Source organism: Micromonospora sp. H33 (assembly GCF_052068455.1).
In the GTDB taxonomy this organism is placed as follows: domain Bacteria; phylum Actinomycetota; class Actinomycetes; order Mycobacteriales; family Micromonosporaceae; genus Micromonospora.
Map to the genome: position 1 here is coordinate 43,913 of NZ_JBQHDE010000019.1, position 16,730 is coordinate 60,642.

Genomic DNA, 16,730 nt, shown 5'->3' on the forward strand with positions numbered 1-16,730 from the left:
GCTCCCGCGTGGTCTCCCCCGCGACAGCCGGTCCAGCTTACCGCACGATCTTCCTTCCATCGCGCTCGCCCCTCCCGCGCCAGGAGCGCCCCCTCGCCGGCGGGAGCGGCCGTCACCACCCCTAGAGCGTCCTAGGAGGGTGGGACAAGGGAGCGGCTCAGCCGTGGGCCTTGCCGCGGCCGCCCGGGCCGAGCTTCTTGCGGGGGCGTACCGAGATCTCGATCGGGCTGCCCTCAAAGCCGAACTCCTCGCGGAGCTTGCGCTCGACGAAGCGCTGGTACCCCGCGTCCAGCGGACCGGTGGTGAAGAGCACGAAGCGCGGCGGCGCGACGCCGGCCTGGGTGGCGAAGAGGATCTTCGGCGCCCGTCCCCCACGCACCGGGTGCGGGGTGGCCTGCACCAGCGCGGTCAGCCACGCGTTGAGCTGCGCGGTCGGCACCCGGGTCTCCCAGCTCGCCAGGGCCTTGCGCAGCGCCGGGGCGAGCTTGTCGACCGCCCGCCCCGTCTTCGCCGACAGGTTGAGCCGGATCGCCCAGGGGATGCGGCGCAGCTCCCGCTCGATCTCCTTGTCCAGGTAGTACCGACGGTCGCCGTCGACCATGTCCCACTTGTTGAAGGCGATCACCAGGGCCCGACCGGCGTCGGTGACCATCGACAGGATCCGCTGATCCTGCTCGCTGATGACCTCGCTGGCGTCCAGCAGCACCACGGCCACCTCGGCGGCCTCGATGGCCGACGCGGTACGCAGGCTCGCGAAGTACTCGGTGCCGGTCGCCTTGCCGACCCGCTTGCGCAGGCCGGCGGTGTCGACCAGCTGCCAGGTCTCGCCGCCGATCTCCACCAGGCTGTCCACCGGGTCGACGGTGGTGCCGGCGACCGCGTCGACGACCGCCCGCTCCTCCCCGGAGAAGCGGTTGAGCAGACTGGACTTGCCGACGTTGGGCCGGCCGACCAGGGCGACCCGGCGCGGGCCGCGCGGCCGGTGCTCGACGATCTTCGGCGCCTCCGGCAGCGCGTCCAGGATGGCGTCGAGCAGATCGCCGGAGCCGCGACCGTGCAGGGCGGAGACCGGAAGCGGCTCGCCGAGGCCGAGCGACCAGAGCGAGGTCGCCTCCATCTCGATCGAGCTGTTGTCGGCCTTGTTCGCCACCAGGATCACCGGCTTGGCGCTGCGGCGCAGCATCCGCACCGCCGCCTCGTCCACGTCGGTGGAACCCACCATGGCGTCGACCACGAACAGCACCACGTCGGCGGTGGCGACCGCCGACTCGGCCTGCGCGGCGATGGCGGCGGCCCGGTCCTTCGCGTCCGGCTCCCAGCCGCCGGTGTCCACGACGGTGAACTGTCGGCCGGTCCACTGCGCGTCGTACGCAACACGGTCCCGGGTCACCCCGGGAATGTCCTCGACGACCGCCTGCCGGCGGCCGATGAGCCGGTTGACCAGGGTCGACTTGCCCACGTTGGGGCGGCCGACCACGGCCACCACGGGCTGCGGGCCGGTCGGCTCCTCGACGTCGAGGTCCGGCTCCCGCAGCTCCACCCAGCCTTCGATCTCGCTCACGCCACGCTCCGCTCGGTCAGCAGGTCGCGCAGGCGCGCCACGACCTCGTCGATGCCCAGCTCGGTGGTGTCCAGCACCACGGCGTCCGCCGCCTGGGCCAGCGGATCGGCCGTGCGGGTCGAGTCCAGCCGGTCCCGGCGGGCCAGGTCGGCCGCGGTGGCGGCCACGTCGGTGGCGTCCTCGGCACTGCGCCGGGCCGCGCGGGCCGCCTCGGAGGCGGTCAGGTAGACCTTCAGGTCGGCGTCGGGGGCGACCACCGAACCGATGTCGCGTCCCTCGACCACGATCCGGCCGGCGGCGGCGATCATCTCCCGCTGACGGGCGACCAGCAGCGCGCGTACGGCGGGCACGGCGGCCACGGCGGAAACCGACGCGGTCACCTCGGGCCCGCGGATCTCCACCTCCACGTGCACACCGTCGGCGGTCACGGCGTACCCCTGGGGGTCGGTGCCGAGCCGCAGGTCGGTCTCGCCCGCGACCTTGGCCACCGCCGAAGCGTCGGCCGGGTCGACGCCGGAGCGCAGCACCGCCCAGGTGATCGCCCGGTACATCGCGCCCGTGTCCAGGTAGCGGGCGCCCAGGCTGATCGCGAGCCGCCGGGAGACGGTGGACTTACCCGAACCGGACGGCCCGTCCACAGCGACCACGCAGCGCCCGGTCCGTACCTTTTCCTCCACCGTCGTCCTCCTCAGTCCGTACCTCGCAGATCATGCCCGCGAGCGGAAACCACACTGCCTTCAATCATGCCCGGCGCCGCGCCGTGTGCCGGCATCACGCCACCGCAAGGCGACGTCCGCCACCCGGGGCGAGGCCGCCGGAAGCCTACCGGCAGCGGTACCCGCCAGCGCCCACCTCAGTCGCCGACGGCCTTGAACAGCGCGGCGACCTCCGCGTTGGTCAGCCGGCGGGTGCGCCCGGAACGCAGGTCGCCGAGCCGGATCGGCCCGATCGAGGTCCGCACCAGCCGCGACACGGGGTGGCCGACCTCGGCGAGCAGGCGCCGCACGATGTGCTTGCGCCCTTCGTGCAGGGTCAGCTCCACCTGGGCGGTCTTGCCCAGAGTGTCCACCACCCGGAAGGAGTCCACCGTCACGGGACCGTCCTCCAGCTCCACGCCCGCCGCGAGGCGCTTGCCGAGCGCACGCGGGATCGGGCCCGACACCTGGCACAGGTAGGTCTTCGGCACCCCGTACGACGGGTGCATGAGCCGGTGCGCGAGCGTGCCGTCGTTGGTGAGCAGCAGCAGGCCCTCGCTGTCGGCGTCGAGCCGCCCCACGTGGTAGACCCGCTGCTCCACCCGGTTGCCGAGGAAGTCGGCGAGCGCGGTGCGCCCCTTCTCGTCGGCCATCGTCGAGACCACGCCGCGGGGCTTGTTCATCGCGAGGTAGACCAGGCGGGTGTCGACCTGGAGGCGCTGCCCGTCGACGTGGATGACGTCGCGGGTCGGGTCGGCCCGGTCGCCGAGCTGCGCGACCCGGCCGTTCACCGTCACCCGCCGGCGGAAGATCAGATCCTCGCAGGCGCGCCGGGAGCCGACGCCCGCGGCGGCGAGCACCTTCTGCAGGCGCTCGGGACCCGTGTAGACGGGCGCGTCGGACTTCGGGGCACGGTCATCGCGAGGCATCGGCAAGGTCTTCCACATCGTCGGGGAGGAACGGGGCCAGCGGCGGCAGGTCGGCGACGCTGTCCAGCCCGAGCTTCTCCAGGAAAAGGGAGGTGGTCCGGTAGAGGTGGGCGCCGCTCTCCGTCTCGGTGCCGCACTCCTCGACCAGCCCCCGGGAGACCAGGGTACGGATCACGCCGTCGCAGTTGACACCGCGGATGGCGGAGATCCGCGAACGGGTCACCGGCTGCTTGTAGGCGACCACGGCCAGGGTCTCCAGCGCCGCCTGGGTCAGCCGCACGGACTGCCCGTCAAGCACGAACCGTTCCACGTACCCCGCGTATTCCTGCCGCGTGTAGAGCCGCCAGCCGCCCGCGGCCCGGCGCAGCTCGAACCCGTGGCCGGCCGCCGTGTACCCGGCGGCGATCTCGGCCAGCATCGCCGCGATCCGCTCCGCCGGCTGCTCCAGCACGTCGGCGAGGGTCGCCTCGGCGACCGGCTCGTCCGCCACCAGCAGGATCGCCTCCAGCGCGCCGCGCAGCTCCGCGTCGTCGAGGACCGGCGCCGGCTCCGGCGGGGCCGGAACGCGCCGTCGGGGTCGCGGAGCCCGGTCCGGTACGCGGGCAGCCTCCCCGCCCTCCGCCGACTCCCCGGCCTCGCCACTCGGCGCCACCGACTCCCCGGCCTCGCCACTGGGCGCCACCGGCTCCCCGGCGTCCCCGCTCGGCCGCTCGCTCGCCGATTCCGTGGAGATCGTGGAAGCCTCCGGCCCCTCCAGGGGCCGTTTCTCTCCAAGATCTTCGATGACCGGCTCCGCGGCGGCGTCGGCCGGTGGTTCCGGGCGGCGTTCCCACGGGGGGACCCAGGCGGCGGCCTGGTCGGCCAGGGAGTCCCGGCGCTCCTCGTCACTCATCCCGCTCGTCCTCCGTCGATTCCGCCCCGTCCACCGCACCGGGCTCGGGTGCGCCGGCCGGCTCCGCCGTGGGCGCCGGCGCGCCGGCCGGTGACGGGGTGCCGGCGTACTCGTCGATGTCCAGGTCGGGGCCACCGTCGGCGGGGCCGGTCCAGCGTACGGTCAGCTCCTCCAGGGCCTGGTCCTGCACGAACGCGACCAGCCCCTCCCGGTACAGCTCCAGCAGCGCGAGGAACCGGGCCACCACCTCCAGGGTGGCCTCGCAGTCCGCGCAGAGCCCGGAGAAGGTCGCGGTGCCGGCCCGACGCAGCCGCTCGGCGATGATCCCGGCGTGCTCCCGGACGCTGACCCGGACCATGTGCACGTGAGCGATCGACACCTCGGGCACCGGCTTCGGGGTGAACGCCTTCACGGCGAGTGCCCGCAGCCGCTCCGGGCCGATGCCGAGCACCAGGTCCGGCAGGGCCTGCGCGTACCGGGGCTCCAGCGTCACCGCGCGCGGCCAGCGCCGCCCGCCGGCCTCCTCCAGAGCGCCGATGTGGGCAGCCGCCTCCTTGTACGCCTTGTACTGCAGAAGCCGGGCGAACAGCAGGTCCCGCGCCTCCAGCAGGGCCAGGTCCGCCTCGTCCTCGACCTCGGCGGCGGGCAGCAGCCGGGCCGCCTTCAGGTCGAGCAGGGTGGCCGCGACCAGCAGGAACTCGCTGGTCTCGTCCAGGTCCCACTGGTCACCCATCGCCCGCAGGTAGGCGATGAACTCGTCGGTGACCTTGTGCAGCGCCACCTCGGTGACGTCCAGCTTGTGCTTGCTGATCAGTTGCAGCAGCAGGTCGAACGGGCCGGTGAAGTTCGCCAGCCGGACGGTGAAGCCGGTGGTCTCCTCGACCGTCGCCGCGTCGGCGGGCACCACGCCGTCGACCTCGGCGGCCAACTCCGCGGCGGCCACGGGGTCGTCGGCGCCGTGCGGCGGGTCGAGGGGCGGTGCGGTCACCGGAAAACCGTAGTCCACGGCCCGGACACCCGGCGTTCGGCCCGGGGCGTGTGTGGAAGCGGCAGCCCGGCCGCGCCGGGACTTCGGCGCACGTCCTAGCGCTCCGTCTGGGCGGCGATCACCTCGCGGGCCAACTGCCGGTAGTTGCGCGCGCCCGAGGAGGCCGGGTCGAGCGTGGTGATCGGCGCACCGGCCACGGTGGACTCGGGGAACTTCACCGTCTTGGTGATGACCGTCTGGTAGACCTTGTCGCCGAACGCCTCCACCACCCGCTGGAGCACCTGCCGGCAGTGGGTGGTGCGGCTGTCGTACATGGTGGCGAGGATGCCCTCGAGCTCCAGGTCGAAGTTGAGCCGCTCGCGCACCTTGTCGATGGTGTCCAGGAGCAGGGCCACACCCCGCAGGCTGAAGAACTCGCACTCCAGCGGGATGAGCACGCCGTGGGCGACGGTCAACGCGTTGATCGCCAGCAGGCCCAGGGAGGGCTGGCAGTCGATCAGAATGAAGTCGTACTCCTTGCGGACGCTCCTCAGCACCCGGGACAGAGCCATCTCGCGGGCGACCTCGTTGACCAACTGGATCTCGGCCGCGGAGAGGTCGATGTTGGCCGGGAGCAGGTGCAGCCCGGCCACGTCGGTCTTGATGAGCACGTCCTCGGCGGTGACGTCGTCCTGCATCAGCAGGTTGTAGACCGACAGGTCGAGGTTGTGCGGGTTGACACCGAGGCCCACCGAGAGGGCGCCCTGCGGGTCGAAGTCGACCAGCAGCACCTTGCGGCCGTACTCGGCCAGCGCCGCGCCCAGGTTGATGGTCGTCGTGATCGCGATGATCCGCGCCGGGCCGTGCCGGTCGGTCGGCATGGGCTCGGGGATCGGCTTGCGCATCGTGTACGCGGCCGGGTCCGCCGGACCCAGATCCGCGCCGAGCGTGGCCTGCTGCTCACGGAGCTCCGACGTCCAGGTCTCGGCACGGTCACCGTTGCCTGCCATGTCCTCGTTGCCCCCTCCCGACGACCACCCGGCGTCGGAGCCGACCGACGTCCCTTCGCGGCGCCGCCGCGCACCCTGCGTCCGCGTCGCCCCGCCAGGTCCGCGCCGAACCCGACTCTACGCCACCGACGAGCAGGGCGTTCGCCACCGGTACGGCGTGTCGGCGGCCCGCCTCTCACCCCCGCGCCCTCGGGTGGGCCGTCGCGTACACCTCACGCAGCCGCTCCACGGTGACCAGCGTGTAGACCTGCGTGGTGGTCACTGAGGCGTGGCCGAGCAGTTCCTGCACCACCCGGACGTCCGCGCCACCGTCGAGCAGATGGGTGGCGTACGAGTGGCGCAGGGTGTGCGGGGAGACCGCCACCGGCCCGTCGACGGGCAGCCCGGCCCGCTGCGCCGCCCGGCGCAGGATCGTCCACGCCCCCTGCCGGGACAGTGGCCCGCCCCGGGCGTTGAGGAAGACCACCGGGGTGCCCCGGCCGGCGGCGGCCAGCGCGGGCCGCGCCCGCACCAGGTACGCGCGCAGCGCCTCGACGGCGTACCCGCCGATCGGGACGAGCCGGCTGCGGCCGCCCTTGCCGCGCAGCAGCACCGCTCCCTCGGCCGTGTCGACGTCGTCCACGGCGGCGCCGACAGCCTCGGAGATGCGCGCTCCGGTGCCGTACAGGAACTCCAGCAGCGCCCGGTCGCGCAGCGCGAGCGCCGCGCCGTCGCCGGTGGCGGTGACCGGACCGGCCGTCTCCAGCAGCCGGACCACCTCGTCGACCGGCAGGGCGCGCGGCAGCCGGCGCGGTGGGGTGGGCGGGTGGACGTCGCGGCTGGGGTCCATGCCGGCCAGGCCCTCGCGCAGCGCGAAGCGGTGCAGGCCGCGGACGGCGCTGGCCGCGCGCGCCGCGGACGAGGCGGCGAGCGGCGGGTGCCCGTCGTCGCCGGCGCGCAGCCGGGCGAGGTGGGCCTCCACCTGGCCGGGGCCGACCGCCGCCAGGTCGGTCACCCCGGCCGACGCCAGGGTGCCGAGGTAGCGGTCCAGGTCCCGGCGGTACGAGGCGAGGGTGTTCGCGGACAGTCCACGCTCGACGGTGAGGTGGTCGAGGTAGCCGCGGACGGCACGGCGCAGGGCCGGCGCGGGCTCCACGCCCGTGCCGGCCCCGTGCGCCGCGGTGGTCAGGCTGTCGCCCGTCAGGCCAGCACCTCGGCCAGCGGCAGGGTGGCCATGCCGTGCGCCTCGGCGACCGGGCCGTAGACGACCTGGCCGGCGTGGGTGTTGAGGCCCAGGGCCAGCGCCGGGTCGCGGCGCAGCGCCTCCCGCCAGCCCTGGTTGGCCAGCTCCACGGCGTACGGCAGGGTGACGTTGGTCAGCGCGTACGTGCTGGTGTGCGGGACCGCGCCCGGCATGTTCGCCACGCAGTAGAAGATCGACTCGTGGACCTTGTAGGTCGGGTCGGCGTGCGTGGTGGGGCGCGAGTCCTCGAAGCAGCCGCCCTGGTCGATGGAGATGTCGACCAGCACGCTGCCCGGCTTCATCCGGGAGACCATCTCGTTGGAGATCAGGGTCGGGGCCTTCGCGCCGGGCACCAGCACCGCGCCGATGACCAGGTCCGCGTCGAGCACGGCCCGCTCGATCTCGTACGCGTTGGAGGCGACCGTCTGCAGGTGCCCCCGGTAGATGGCGTCGGCCTGGCGCAGCCGGGCGACGTTCTTGTCCAGCAGCAGCACCTCGGCCTGGAGGCCGAGCGCGATGGCGGCGGCGTTCATGCCGGACACGCCGGCGCCGATGACGACGGTCTTCGCCGCGTACACGCCGGAGACGCCGCCCATGAGGATGCCGCGCCCGCCGCCCTGCCGCTGCATGTGGTGCGCGCCGACCTGCGGGGCGAGCCGGCCGGCCACCTCGGACATCGGGGCGAGCAGGGGCAGCGACCGGTCGGGCAGCTCGACCGTCTCGTACGCGATGCCGGTGACCTTGCGGTCGATGAGTGCGTCGGTGCACTCCTTCGAGGCGGCCAGGTGCAGGTAGGTGAACAGGACCTGCCCCTCGCGCATCCGGTGGTACTCCTCGGCGACCGGCTCCTTGACCTTGAGCACCAGCTCGGCGGTGTCCCACACCTCGTCAGCGGTGGCGAGGATCTTGGCGCCGGCGGCGGTGAAGTCGTCGTCGCTGATGCTGGATCCGACGCCGGCACCCGACTCGACGAAGACCTGGTGGCCGGCGCGCACGAACTCGTTGACGCCCGCCGGCGTGATCGCCACGCGGTACTCGTGGTTCTTGACCTCGCGTGGGATTCCGACCTTCACGATGCAGACACCTTCCTCCGGGGCTGCCGCCCCGACTGCTCGGCGCCACGGCGGCCCCATTGCCGCCGCGGTACACCGGTCCCGCCGGCGGCAGTCTAGGCGCGCCGTCGTCCGCGGGGAGCCAGCACAGTGACATGCGGTGACCGCTCCCCCTGACGAAGTGTCAGGCGCCGGCCTGACCGGCGGTCGGAGACCACCTCAGCCGTCAGGACAGTGTTCCTCATTATCGTCCCATCCGGCGTGTCCCGCCGGGGACAGGAGGCGAGTCGATCACTATTGTGTCGCCCCATGACCACTCCTCCGTACCAGCCGGGGTACCCGGCCGGTGTTTCCGACAAGAGCAAGATCGTCGCGGGCCTCCTCGGCATCCTGCTCGGCACCTTCGGTGCCGGCCGCTTCTACACCGGCCACACCAAGATCGCCGTCCTGCAGCTCGTGGTGAGCCTCGTGACCTGCGGCGCCGGCGGCCTCTGGGGCCTCATCGACGGGATCCTGATCCTCGTCAACGGTGGCACCGACGCGCAGGGCCGGCCCCTGCGCGACTGATCCGACCCCTACGACGAAGGGGCCGCGCGGTTCACCGCGCGGCCCCTTTCTCACGTACGCCACAGCCTCTCAGCGCGGCAGTGGTGCGTCCGGCCGGCGCAGCGCCGACCAGCCCACGTCGCGGGCCCGCGCGGCGGCGAGCAGCCCGGCGACCGCCGAGGCGTTGGTGATCTCGCCGTTCAGCACCATGCCGACCGCCTCGTCCAGGTCGATCCGCACCACCTGCAGGTCGGCCTCCTCGTCGCGGCGGTCGTGCCGCTGCTCGGCCGGCACGTCCGCGAGATCCCGGGCCAGGAAGATCCGGACCAGCTCGTCGGTGAACCCGGGCGAGCTGTGCAGGTCGACCAGGACGTCCAGCCGCCCCGCGCTGAGGTCGGCCTCCTCGGCCAGCTCCCGCCCGGCGGTGACGGCCGGATCCTCGCCGCTGACGTCCATCAGCCCGGCCGGCAGCTCCCACAGGTGCCGCCCGACCGGGTGCCGGTACTGCCGGATCAGCACCACCTGGCCGGCGTCGTCCAGCGCCACCACGGCCACCGCCCCGACGTGCCGGACGTGGTCGCGCACCGCGGTCCCGCCACCGGGCATGGTCACCTCGTCGCTGACCACCTCGAAGATCCGGCCCCGGTAACGCTCGGTCCGCGAGCGCAGCTCGTACCGGTGCTCGACCGCGCTCACGATGCCGACGCCGCCTTCGTCGCGGCCGTGCCGCCGTTGTGGGCGGCCTTCTGCGCGGCCGGCGACGCCCCGTCCAGGTCGACCGGCAGCTGGTCGGCCTCGGAGTACGCGATGGCCGCCTTCACGAACGACGCGAACAGCGGGTGCGGCCGCGTGGGCCGGCTCTTCAGCTCTGGGTGCGCCTGGGTGGCCACGAAGAACGGGTGCAGCTCGCGGTCCAGCTCGACGAACTCGACCAGCCGCCCGTCCGGCGAGGTGCCGGAGATGTGCAGGCCGGCCTTGGTGAGGGCGTCGCGGTAGGCGTTGTTGACCTCGTACCGGTGCCGGTGCCGCTCGCTGACCTGGGTGCTGCCGTACGCCTCGGCGACGAGCGAGCCCTCGGCGAGCGCCGCCGGGTACGCCCCGAGCCGCATGGTGCCGCCCAGGTCGCCCTTGCCGGCGACGATGTCCTCCTGGTCGGCCATCGTGGCGATGACCGGGTGGGCCGCGTCCTCGTCGAACTCCAGCGAGTTGGCGGCGTCCAGCCCGGCGAGGTGGCGGGCCACGTCGATGGTCATGCACTGGAGGCCGAGGCAGAGGCCGAGCAGCGGGATGCCGTTCTCGCGGGCGTACCGGGCGGTGCCGATCTTGCCCTCGATGCCGCGGACGCCGAACCCGCCCGGGATCACGATGCCGTCCACGCCGGCCAGGGCGGCCGCGGCGCCGGCCGGGGTGACGCACTCGTCGCTCGGCACCCAGCGCAGCTGCACCCGGGCCCGGTGGCCGAAGCCGGCGGCCCGGATCGCCTCGCTGACCGACAGGTACGCGTCGGGCAGGTCCACGTACTTGCCGACCAGTGCCACGGTCACCGTGTGACGCGGCTGGTGCACCCGCTCCAGCAGGTCGTCCCAGCTCGACCAGTCCACGTCCCGGAAGGAGAGGCCGAGGCGACGCACCACGTACGCGTCGAGACCCTCGCGGTGCAGCACCTTGGGGATGTCGTAGATGCTCGGGGCGTCCGGGGCGGCGGTGACCGCCTCCAGGTCGACGTCGCAGTAGAGCGACAGCTTCTGCTTCACCTTGTCCGGGATTTCCCGGTCGCAGCGGAGCACCAGCGCGTCCGGCTGGATACCGATGCTGCGCAACTGCGCCACCGAGTGCTGGGTCGGCTTCGTCTTCAGCTCACCCGACGGCGCCAGGTACGGCACCAGCGACACGTGCAGGTAGAAGCAGTTGTCCCGGCCCAGGTCGTGGCGGACCTGCCGGATCGCCTCCAGGAACGGCAGCGACTCGATGTCGCCGACGGTGCCGCCGACCTCGGTGATGACGACGTCGGGCACCTGGCCGTCGGCGTCCGGGTCGGCCATGCCGAGGATGCGCGACTTGATCTCGTTGGTGATGTGCGGGATGACCTGGACCGTGTCGCCCAGGTACTCGCCGCGCCGCTCCTTGGCGATCACGTCCGAGTAGATCTGGCCGGTGGTGACGTTGGCCTTGCCGGACAGGTCACGGTCGAGGAACCGCTCGTAGTGGCCGACGTCGAGGTCGGTCTCGGCGCCGTCCTCGGTGACGAAGACCTCACCGTGCTGGAACGGGTTCATCGTGCCGGGGTCGACGTTGAGGTAGGGGTCGAGCTTCTGCATGACCACGCGCAGACCGCGCGCGGTGAGCAGGTTGCCGAGGCTGGAGGCGGTGAGGCCCTTACCCAGCGAGGAGGCAACGCCCCCGGTGACGAAGATGTGCCTGGTCGTCCGTGCTGAAGGGGCCAAGGCCTGCTCCCGTGTCGTCCGTCGCGGTCGTGCAGACCGCCGTGCCGATCAACCAAGTGATCACGCGATCCACGGGATTCCACGGTAACACCTCACCGGCCGCCGGGCCCCGGCGCACCCGCGCCGGAGCGCCGGGTGTCGCGCCCCGGTCAGCCGGTCGTGACCTCGCTCGATGCCCGGGCGGTCGGGATCCGCCCGCCGGTGTCCGGCGCGGCACCGGTCGCCCCGTCGGCGCGCGAGCCTCCGGTGGTCGGGCCCGTCCCGTCCCGGGCGTCCCGACCGTCGGAGTCCGCGGCGTCCGTCCGGTGACCGGCCGCCGGGCCGCCACCGGTGGGCGCGCCGTCCCGCCGCGGGCCACCGTCACCCGGACTGTCACCGGCGTCGGCCGGACTGGCATCGGGGTCGGCCGGGCCGGCACCGCCCCCGGCCGGGCCGCCGTCGCGGGCGGTCTCCGGCCGCGTGCGGTCGGTGGAGTGGTCGAGCACCCGCAGCGAGGCGAGCGCCGCCATCGGCACCACCAGCGCGGCGGCCGCACCGGCGACGTCGAGCGCGGACCCGCCCAGCACCCCGCCGATCACCGCCGCCACCGCGGTGCCGGTCATCGCCGCCCGCACCGCCGGGTAGATGCCGAACAGCCGCATCAGGCCGCCCCACGGCTGCAGGAGGGCGAACCAGACCAGGAGGGCACCGGCCACGGCGAGCACCGTCAGCGGGCTGTCGACCAGCGTCTCCACGTTGGCGGTGCCGGACCGGTGGACGGTGAGCCCGCCGGTGCCGTCACCGACCGCGGCGAGGAACCGGCCGAGGCTGCCACGCTCGGCGGCCGGGCGGCGCAGGTCGACAACGGCGACGCCGATCGTCAGGGCCAGCCCGGCCATCGTCGCCCACGCGAGCCGGCTCAGCGTCAGCCAGCCGCCGGCGCTGATCGCCGCGGCGACGCTCACCCCGGCGGTCAGCGCGATCGCGCCGCTGGAGTCCGCCCCGAGGTACGGGCTGCCGACCAGCACGACGGCGGCACCGCCGACCGCCACCATCACCATCGGCCGCCAGGACCGGCGGACCCGCTGGGCGAGCCAGCCGGCGGTGAGCAGCGCCCCGGCCAGCAGCACGCCGAGACCCACCGTGCCCAGGCCGGCGTACCGGCCGCCCTCCAGGGCCGAGTAGCCCACCACCGCGTTGAGCTGGAGGCGGGCGCCGGTCAGCACGTCCGCGCCGACGGTGAGCGTGGCGAGACCGGCGACCGCGCCCAGCGGGCCGAGGGTGCTCGCGTACCCGGGAAGCGTTCGCACCAGCACCGTCGCGGCGGCCACCAGCGAGACCGTGGCGGCGGCGAACCACACCCCGGCGTGGTCGCCGCGCCACCAGGGCACCAGGTCGGCCAGCAGCGCCGCGGGAACGGCGAGCGCGGCGGCGACGAGCAGCAGTTCCACCGCCGCGACGATCCGCCGGGACACTGGCTCCGGGCCGTACGGGCCGGCGTGCCGGCGGGCCCGGCGCAGCAGCGGCAGCACCGCCACTCCGAGCGCCACCTGGGCGGCGGCGAGGAGGCCGAAGAACCAGCCGGCGACCTCGCGCTGCGCGGCGGCCTCCCGGTCGGCGTCCGCCGGGCCGGCGATCGCGGCGGCGAGGTCGGCGGGCCGGCCGCCCAGCGGCTCGGCGGGCCGGCCGAGGAACGGCCGCTCGGGCAGCGGCCGGCCCAGCGCGGTCAGCGCGGTCGGGGCGAGGTCGACCAGTTGCAGGTACCCCTCCCGGCCGGTGGTTGGGGAGGTCAGCCAGCCGCGTTCCCAGCCCGGACCGTCGGCGACGGCGACGTGGAGCCGGGAGGGCGCCTCGGTGTCGGACACCCCGGCGACGATCACCAGCGAGTGGCGTGGGCGGGCGGCCAGCACCCGGGCCAGCCGCGCGTCGGCCGCGCGGGCCGCCGCGGCCCGGGCCACCGGGTCGTCCCCGGCGACCGTGCCGAGGTCGACGATGCTGAGCACGCAGGAGCTGAGCAGGCCGGACGGATCGGCCGGCAGCTTGGGCGCGTACCGGTCCACCCGCCCGTACGGCCGCGCCGCCGCCACCGCCGCGCCCGGGCCGACCGCCACCGAGCAGCGCACCGACTCCGACAGCGAGCCGGGAACGGCGCCCCACGGCAGCCGCTCCTGGTTGTGCAGGACCACGCTCTCCTGGTCGGGCAGGTTCGCGCCGATCCCGTCCGGCCGCTCCACCGCGACGTCGACGGCCGGGCAGGTGCCGGCGGGCCGGTTGCCGGGCCACGCCGCGAAGCTGCCCGCCCCGAGGGTCAGCCAGCCGTCCACGGGGCAGGTCGGCCGGTGCGCCGAGCGCACCGACAGCGAGCCGATCGAACCGTCGCGGGCCATCCGCCACAGCGTCGGCGTGGTCTCCGGGTCGACGTCCTCCCAGCGCAGCCCGGCCACCCCGACCAGGACCACGTAGTCGGCGGACCGCTCCGGCGTGCGGTTGGCCGGGCGGGCGGCCAGCGCGGCGACACCGAGCGCCACGACGAGGAGGGTCAGCAGGACCGGGGCGAGTCGGCGCAGCATCACCGGCGTCCCGTCGACGGGGCGCCGGCGTCGGGGGCGGTCGGACCTGCGGCGTCCGAGGTCAGCTCGGCGTAGAGCGCGGTGAGCTGGGCGAGGGTGTCCGCCTCGGTGGGCCAGGTCGCCGCGCGGGCGCCGCCCCGCCGGCCCAGCTCGGCCCGGCGGGCGGCGTCGTCCAGCAGGCCGCGCACGGCGTCGTCGACCGCGTCGACGTCGCCCGGTGGCACCAGCACGGCGGCGTCGCCGACCAGCTCCGGCAGGCCGCCGACCGCGGTCGCCACCAGCGGTACGCCGGCCCGCATCGCCTCCTGCGCGAACAGCTGCCGGGCCTCCCAGTCGCTGGTCACCAGGGCGAGGTCGGCCCCGGCGAGCAGGTCGGCCACGTCGGTGCGGTGCCCGAGCAGGGTGACCGGCGCCCGGGCCGCGGAGATCCGGGCGGCCAGTTGCAGGTAGGCGGGGCCGCTGCCGGCGATCACCACGACCGGTGTGGGCGTCCGCGTACGCCAGCGGGCGGCGGCGTCCACCAGCACGTCGTACCGCTTCTGCGGGTGCAGTCGACCGACCGAGACGATCAGCGGCTGGTCGCGGCCGACGCCGAACTCGGCGCGGACGGCCTCCCGGCGGCGGCGCGGCGGGGGCAGCGTGGGCGCGGCCACCGGCGCGAGCCGGGTGTCCGGCGCGCCCAGCGCGGTGGCCCGCTCGACCAGGTCGGCGGAGGCGCCGAGGGTGACCCGGGCTCCCCGGGCGACGACCCGCTCGGCCAGGCGCGACACGCTTCCGCGCAGCCCGCCGGTGAGCACCGCGTTGTGCCAGGTCACCACCAGCGGAACGGCCGGCCGGGCGAGGACGGCCACCAGCCCGGCGCGCAGCCCGTGGGCGTGCAGCACGTCGACCGGCTCGGCGGCGAGGGCCCGGCGCAGCGAGGCCACCGCGCGCGCGTCGGCGGGCGTCGGGCTGGCCGGGATCTCCACCGCCTGGAAGCGGGCACCGGCGCCGGTGAAGTCGAACTGCTCCTCGGTCGCGGCGGGGCCGCAGACCAGCACGGAGGCGCCGGCGGCGGTGAGGCCGGCGGCCAGCGACCGGACGTGCTGCCCGACCCCACCGGTGCTGGAGGCGAGCAGCAGGGCGACCGTGCCGCGCCAACCGGCGCGCGAGGTCGGTTCCGTCACCGGGACACCGTCTCCTTCCCGTCGCCCCGCTCCGGGGGGACCCCCTCCTCCCGCGTCCCGCCGTCCGGGGCGTCGGTCGTCCCCCGGCGGGCTCGCCCGAGGCGCCGCAGCAGCCCGGCGAGCAGCGGTCGTACAGCCGGCCGATCGAGCGTCCAGGCCACCGCGAGGAACACGGCGCCGACCAGGACACCGGACAGCATGCCCTGTACGAGTGCCGCCGGTGCGCCCGGGGTGCCGTCGCCGGTCGCCCACCACCGGGCGACCGCCCAGCCGGCGAGCGCCGCCACCACCCCGCCGAGCAGTCCGGCGCCGGCGGCCCGGACGGCCCCGGCGAGCGCGGCGGCACCGGCCGTCCGCCGGACCGCGGCGACCAGCAGGACACCGAGCACCAGCATCCCCACCGAGTTGCCCAGTGTGACCGCCAGCACCCGGTCGCGCAACGGCAGCACGGCGGCCAGCAGGAGCACGGCGACGGGCACGACGAGGAAGCCGGCAGCGATGGCCCGGGTGGCCGCCCGCGTCTCGTCGCGGGCGTAGAGGGCGCGGCTCAGCAGGGCGAAGAGCCCGTACCCGACCAGACCGGGTGCGAAGCCGGCGATCGCGGCGGCGGCGGTGCCGGCCGCGGGGCCGTCGAAGAAGAAGTGCCCCACCGGGACGGCCGTGCCGACCAGGGCGGCGGCGCCCAGGAAGCTGAACAGCAGCACGCCCCGCACGGCGGGCGCCAGGGTCGCCCGGTACGCCTCCTCGTCCCCCACGGAGCGGGCGGCGGCCAGGTTCGGGTACGCGGCCACCGCGAGCGGCACCGCCAGCACCGCCCACGGCAGCAGGTAGACCGTCTGCGCGAGGTTGAAGACGCCGAGGTTGGCGGTCGCCCCGTAGCCCACCTGGTGCAGGCTCACCACCAGCGCCACCTGCTGCGCGGTGACGGTCACCGCGCCGGCCACGGCGAGCCCGCCGACCCGGGCGCGCGCCCGGGCGGGGAACCGGAACCCGGGCAGCGGCGTGACCCGGAGCCGGCGGAACGGAATCAGCAGGGACAGGGACAGCACCACCACCCCGGCGGTCGTGCCCACCGACAGCAGCAGTTCGCCGCCACGGCTGACGTCCGCCACGTCGGCCAGCCGCCCCTCGGCGAGGGTGAAGCCCAGGTACACCGCGATCACGGTGACGCTGGACAGCAGCGGCGCGATCACCGGCCACGCGAACCGGCGGTGCGCCTGGAGCACCCCGGTGAGGACGATGCCGACGCCGTAGAGCGGCAGCTGCGGGGCGAACACCCGCAGCATCCGCTCGCCGCTGGCCTGCTGGGCCGCCGTGAGACCCTCGCCGAGCACTCCCACGATCGGACCGGCGAGCAGCGCCACCACCACAGCGAGCGGCACGAGCAGGGCGAGGGTCCAGGTGAGCAGCGCCCCGGTGGTCCGGGCCACGCTCGCCCGGTCCCCCGCCGCCACCGGCCCGGCCAGCAGCGGCACGACCAGGCTGGCCAGGGCACCGCCGGCGACGATCTCGAAGATCACGTTGGGGACGGCGTTGGCCACCACGTACGTGCCGCCGAGGTCCGTGGGGGCGAGGGTCCAGGTGAACACGGCGGTACGGCCGAAGCCGGCGAGCCGGCTCACCACGGTGAGGACGGCGATCAGCGCGGCCGCTCCGGCGACGCGGCCGGCGCCGGCGAGGGGTGCCGGAGTCGTCAC

14 protein-coding genes are annotated in these 16,730 nt (G+C 74.8%); 1 reads left to right on the plus strand and 13 read right to left on the minus strand.

Features of this window, described 5'->3' with window-relative positions; all coding sequences use genetic code 11:
• Nucleotides 1–157 precede the first annotated feature (157 nt).
• The 8 genes from der to ald all read right to left on the minus strand — a co-directional run bounded on the left by der (nucleotide 158) and on the right by ald (nucleotide 8,349).
• Entirely contained in the window at nucleotides 158–1,561 is a 1,404-nt protein-coding gene (gene der / locus ACTMS0_RS27315) for a ribosome biogenesis GTPase Der (protein ID WP_441158136.1), read from the minus strand.
• Nucleotides 1,558–2,238, minus strand: coding sequence for a (d)CMP kinase (gene cmk, locus ACTMS0_RS27320; protein ID WP_441158137.1), 681 nt, complete (start codon nucleotides 2,236–2,238; stop codon nucleotides 1,558–1,560). The genes der and cmk overlap by 4 nt, the downstream gene beginning before the upstream one ends.
• A 176-nt stretch (nucleotides 2,239–2,414) precedes the next feature.
• On the minus strand, nucleotides 2,415–3,185 hold the full coding sequence (locus ACTMS0_RS27325; RefSeq protein ID WP_441158138.1) for a pseudouridine synthase: 771 nt from the start codon (nucleotides 3,183–3,185) through the stop codon (nucleotides 2,415–2,417).
• Nucleotides 3,172–4,077: an SMC-Scp complex subunit ScpB gene (gene scpB, locus ACTMS0_RS27330; RefSeq protein WP_441158139.1), complete on the minus strand. Its 906-nt coding sequence runs from the start codon at nucleotides 4,075–4,077 to the stop codon at nucleotides 3,172–3,174. Before scpB ends, ACTMS0_RS27325 begins: the two co-directional genes overlap by 14 nt.
• Nucleotides 4,070–5,065 (minus strand): segregation and condensation protein A, encoded by a 996-nt coding sequence (locus ACTMS0_RS27335; protein WP_441158140.1) that lies wholly within the window; start codon nucleotides 5,063–5,065, stop codon nucleotides 4,070–4,072. The genes scpB and ACTMS0_RS27335 overlap by 8 nt, the downstream gene beginning before the upstream one ends.
• Before the next feature lie 95 nt (nucleotides 5,066–5,160).
• Nucleotides 5,161–6,054, minus strand: a complete 894-nt coding sequence (locus tag ACTMS0_RS27340; protein WP_441158141.1) for a ParA family protein — start codon at nucleotides 6,052–6,054, stop codon at nucleotides 5,161–5,163.
• 175 nt (nucleotides 6,055–6,229) lie between these two features.
• Nucleotides 6,230–7,222, minus strand: coding sequence for a site-specific tyrosine recombinase XerD (locus ACTMS0_RS27345; RefSeq protein ID WP_441158160.1), 993 nt, complete (start codon nucleotides 7,220–7,222; stop codon nucleotides 6,230–6,232).
• An 11-nt stretch (nucleotides 7,223–7,233) separates the two neighbouring features.
• Complete coding sequence (gene ald, locus ACTMS0_RS27350) at nucleotides 7,234–8,349, minus strand: alanine dehydrogenase (RefSeq protein WP_441158142.1); 1,116 nt, start codon at nucleotides 8,347–8,349, stop codon at nucleotides 7,234–7,236.
• Between the two features lie 213 nt (nucleotides 8,350–8,562).
• On the opposite strand from ald, the gene ACTMS0_RS27355 reads away from it, so the two are divergent.
• Nucleotides 8,563–8,895 carry a TM2 domain-containing protein gene (locus tag ACTMS0_RS27355; RefSeq protein ID WP_441158143.1) on the plus strand — a complete coding sequence of 111 codons (333 nt, stop codon included), beginning with the start codon at nucleotides 8,563–8,565 and terminating at the stop codon, nucleotides 8,893–8,895.
• A gap of 69 nt (nucleotides 8,896–8,964) precedes the next feature.
• On the opposite strand, the gene ACTMS0_RS27360 is transcribed toward ACTMS0_RS27355, so the two are convergent.
• The 5 genes from ACTMS0_RS27360 to murJ all read right to left on the minus strand — a co-directional run bounded on the left by ACTMS0_RS27360 (nucleotide 8,965) and on the right by murJ (nucleotide 16,730).
• Nucleotides 8,965–9,570 (minus strand): NUDIX domain-containing protein, encoded by a 606-nt coding sequence (locus ACTMS0_RS27360; protein ID WP_441158144.1) that lies wholly within the window; start codon nucleotides 9,568–9,570, stop codon nucleotides 8,965–8,967.
• Nucleotides 9,567–11,318 (minus strand): CTP synthase, encoded by a 1,752-nt coding sequence (locus ACTMS0_RS27365; RefSeq protein ID WP_441158145.1) that lies wholly within the window; start codon nucleotides 11,316–11,318, stop codon nucleotides 9,567–9,569. The genes ACTMS0_RS27360 and ACTMS0_RS27365 overlap by 4 nt, the downstream gene beginning before the upstream one ends.
• 149 nt (nucleotides 11,319–11,467) lie before the next feature.
• Nucleotides 11,468–13,867, minus strand: coding sequence for a hypothetical protein (locus ACTMS0_RS27370; RefSeq protein ID WP_441158146.1), 2,400 nt, complete (start codon nucleotides 13,865–13,867; stop codon nucleotides 11,468–11,470).
• On the minus strand, nucleotides 13,867–15,033 hold the full coding sequence (locus ACTMS0_RS27375) for a glycosyltransferase family 4 protein (RefSeq protein ID WP_441158147.1): 1,167 nt from the start codon (nucleotides 15,031–15,033) through the stop codon (nucleotides 13,867–13,869). Before ACTMS0_RS27375 ends, ACTMS0_RS27370 begins: the two co-directional genes overlap by 1 nt.
• On the minus strand, nucleotides 15,030–16,730 hold the full coding sequence (murJ, locus tag ACTMS0_RS27380; protein WP_441158148.1) for a murein biosynthesis integral membrane protein MurJ: 1,701 nt from the start codon (nucleotides 16,728–16,730) through the stop codon (nucleotides 15,030–15,032). The genes ACTMS0_RS27375 and murJ overlap by 4 nt, the downstream gene beginning before the upstream one ends.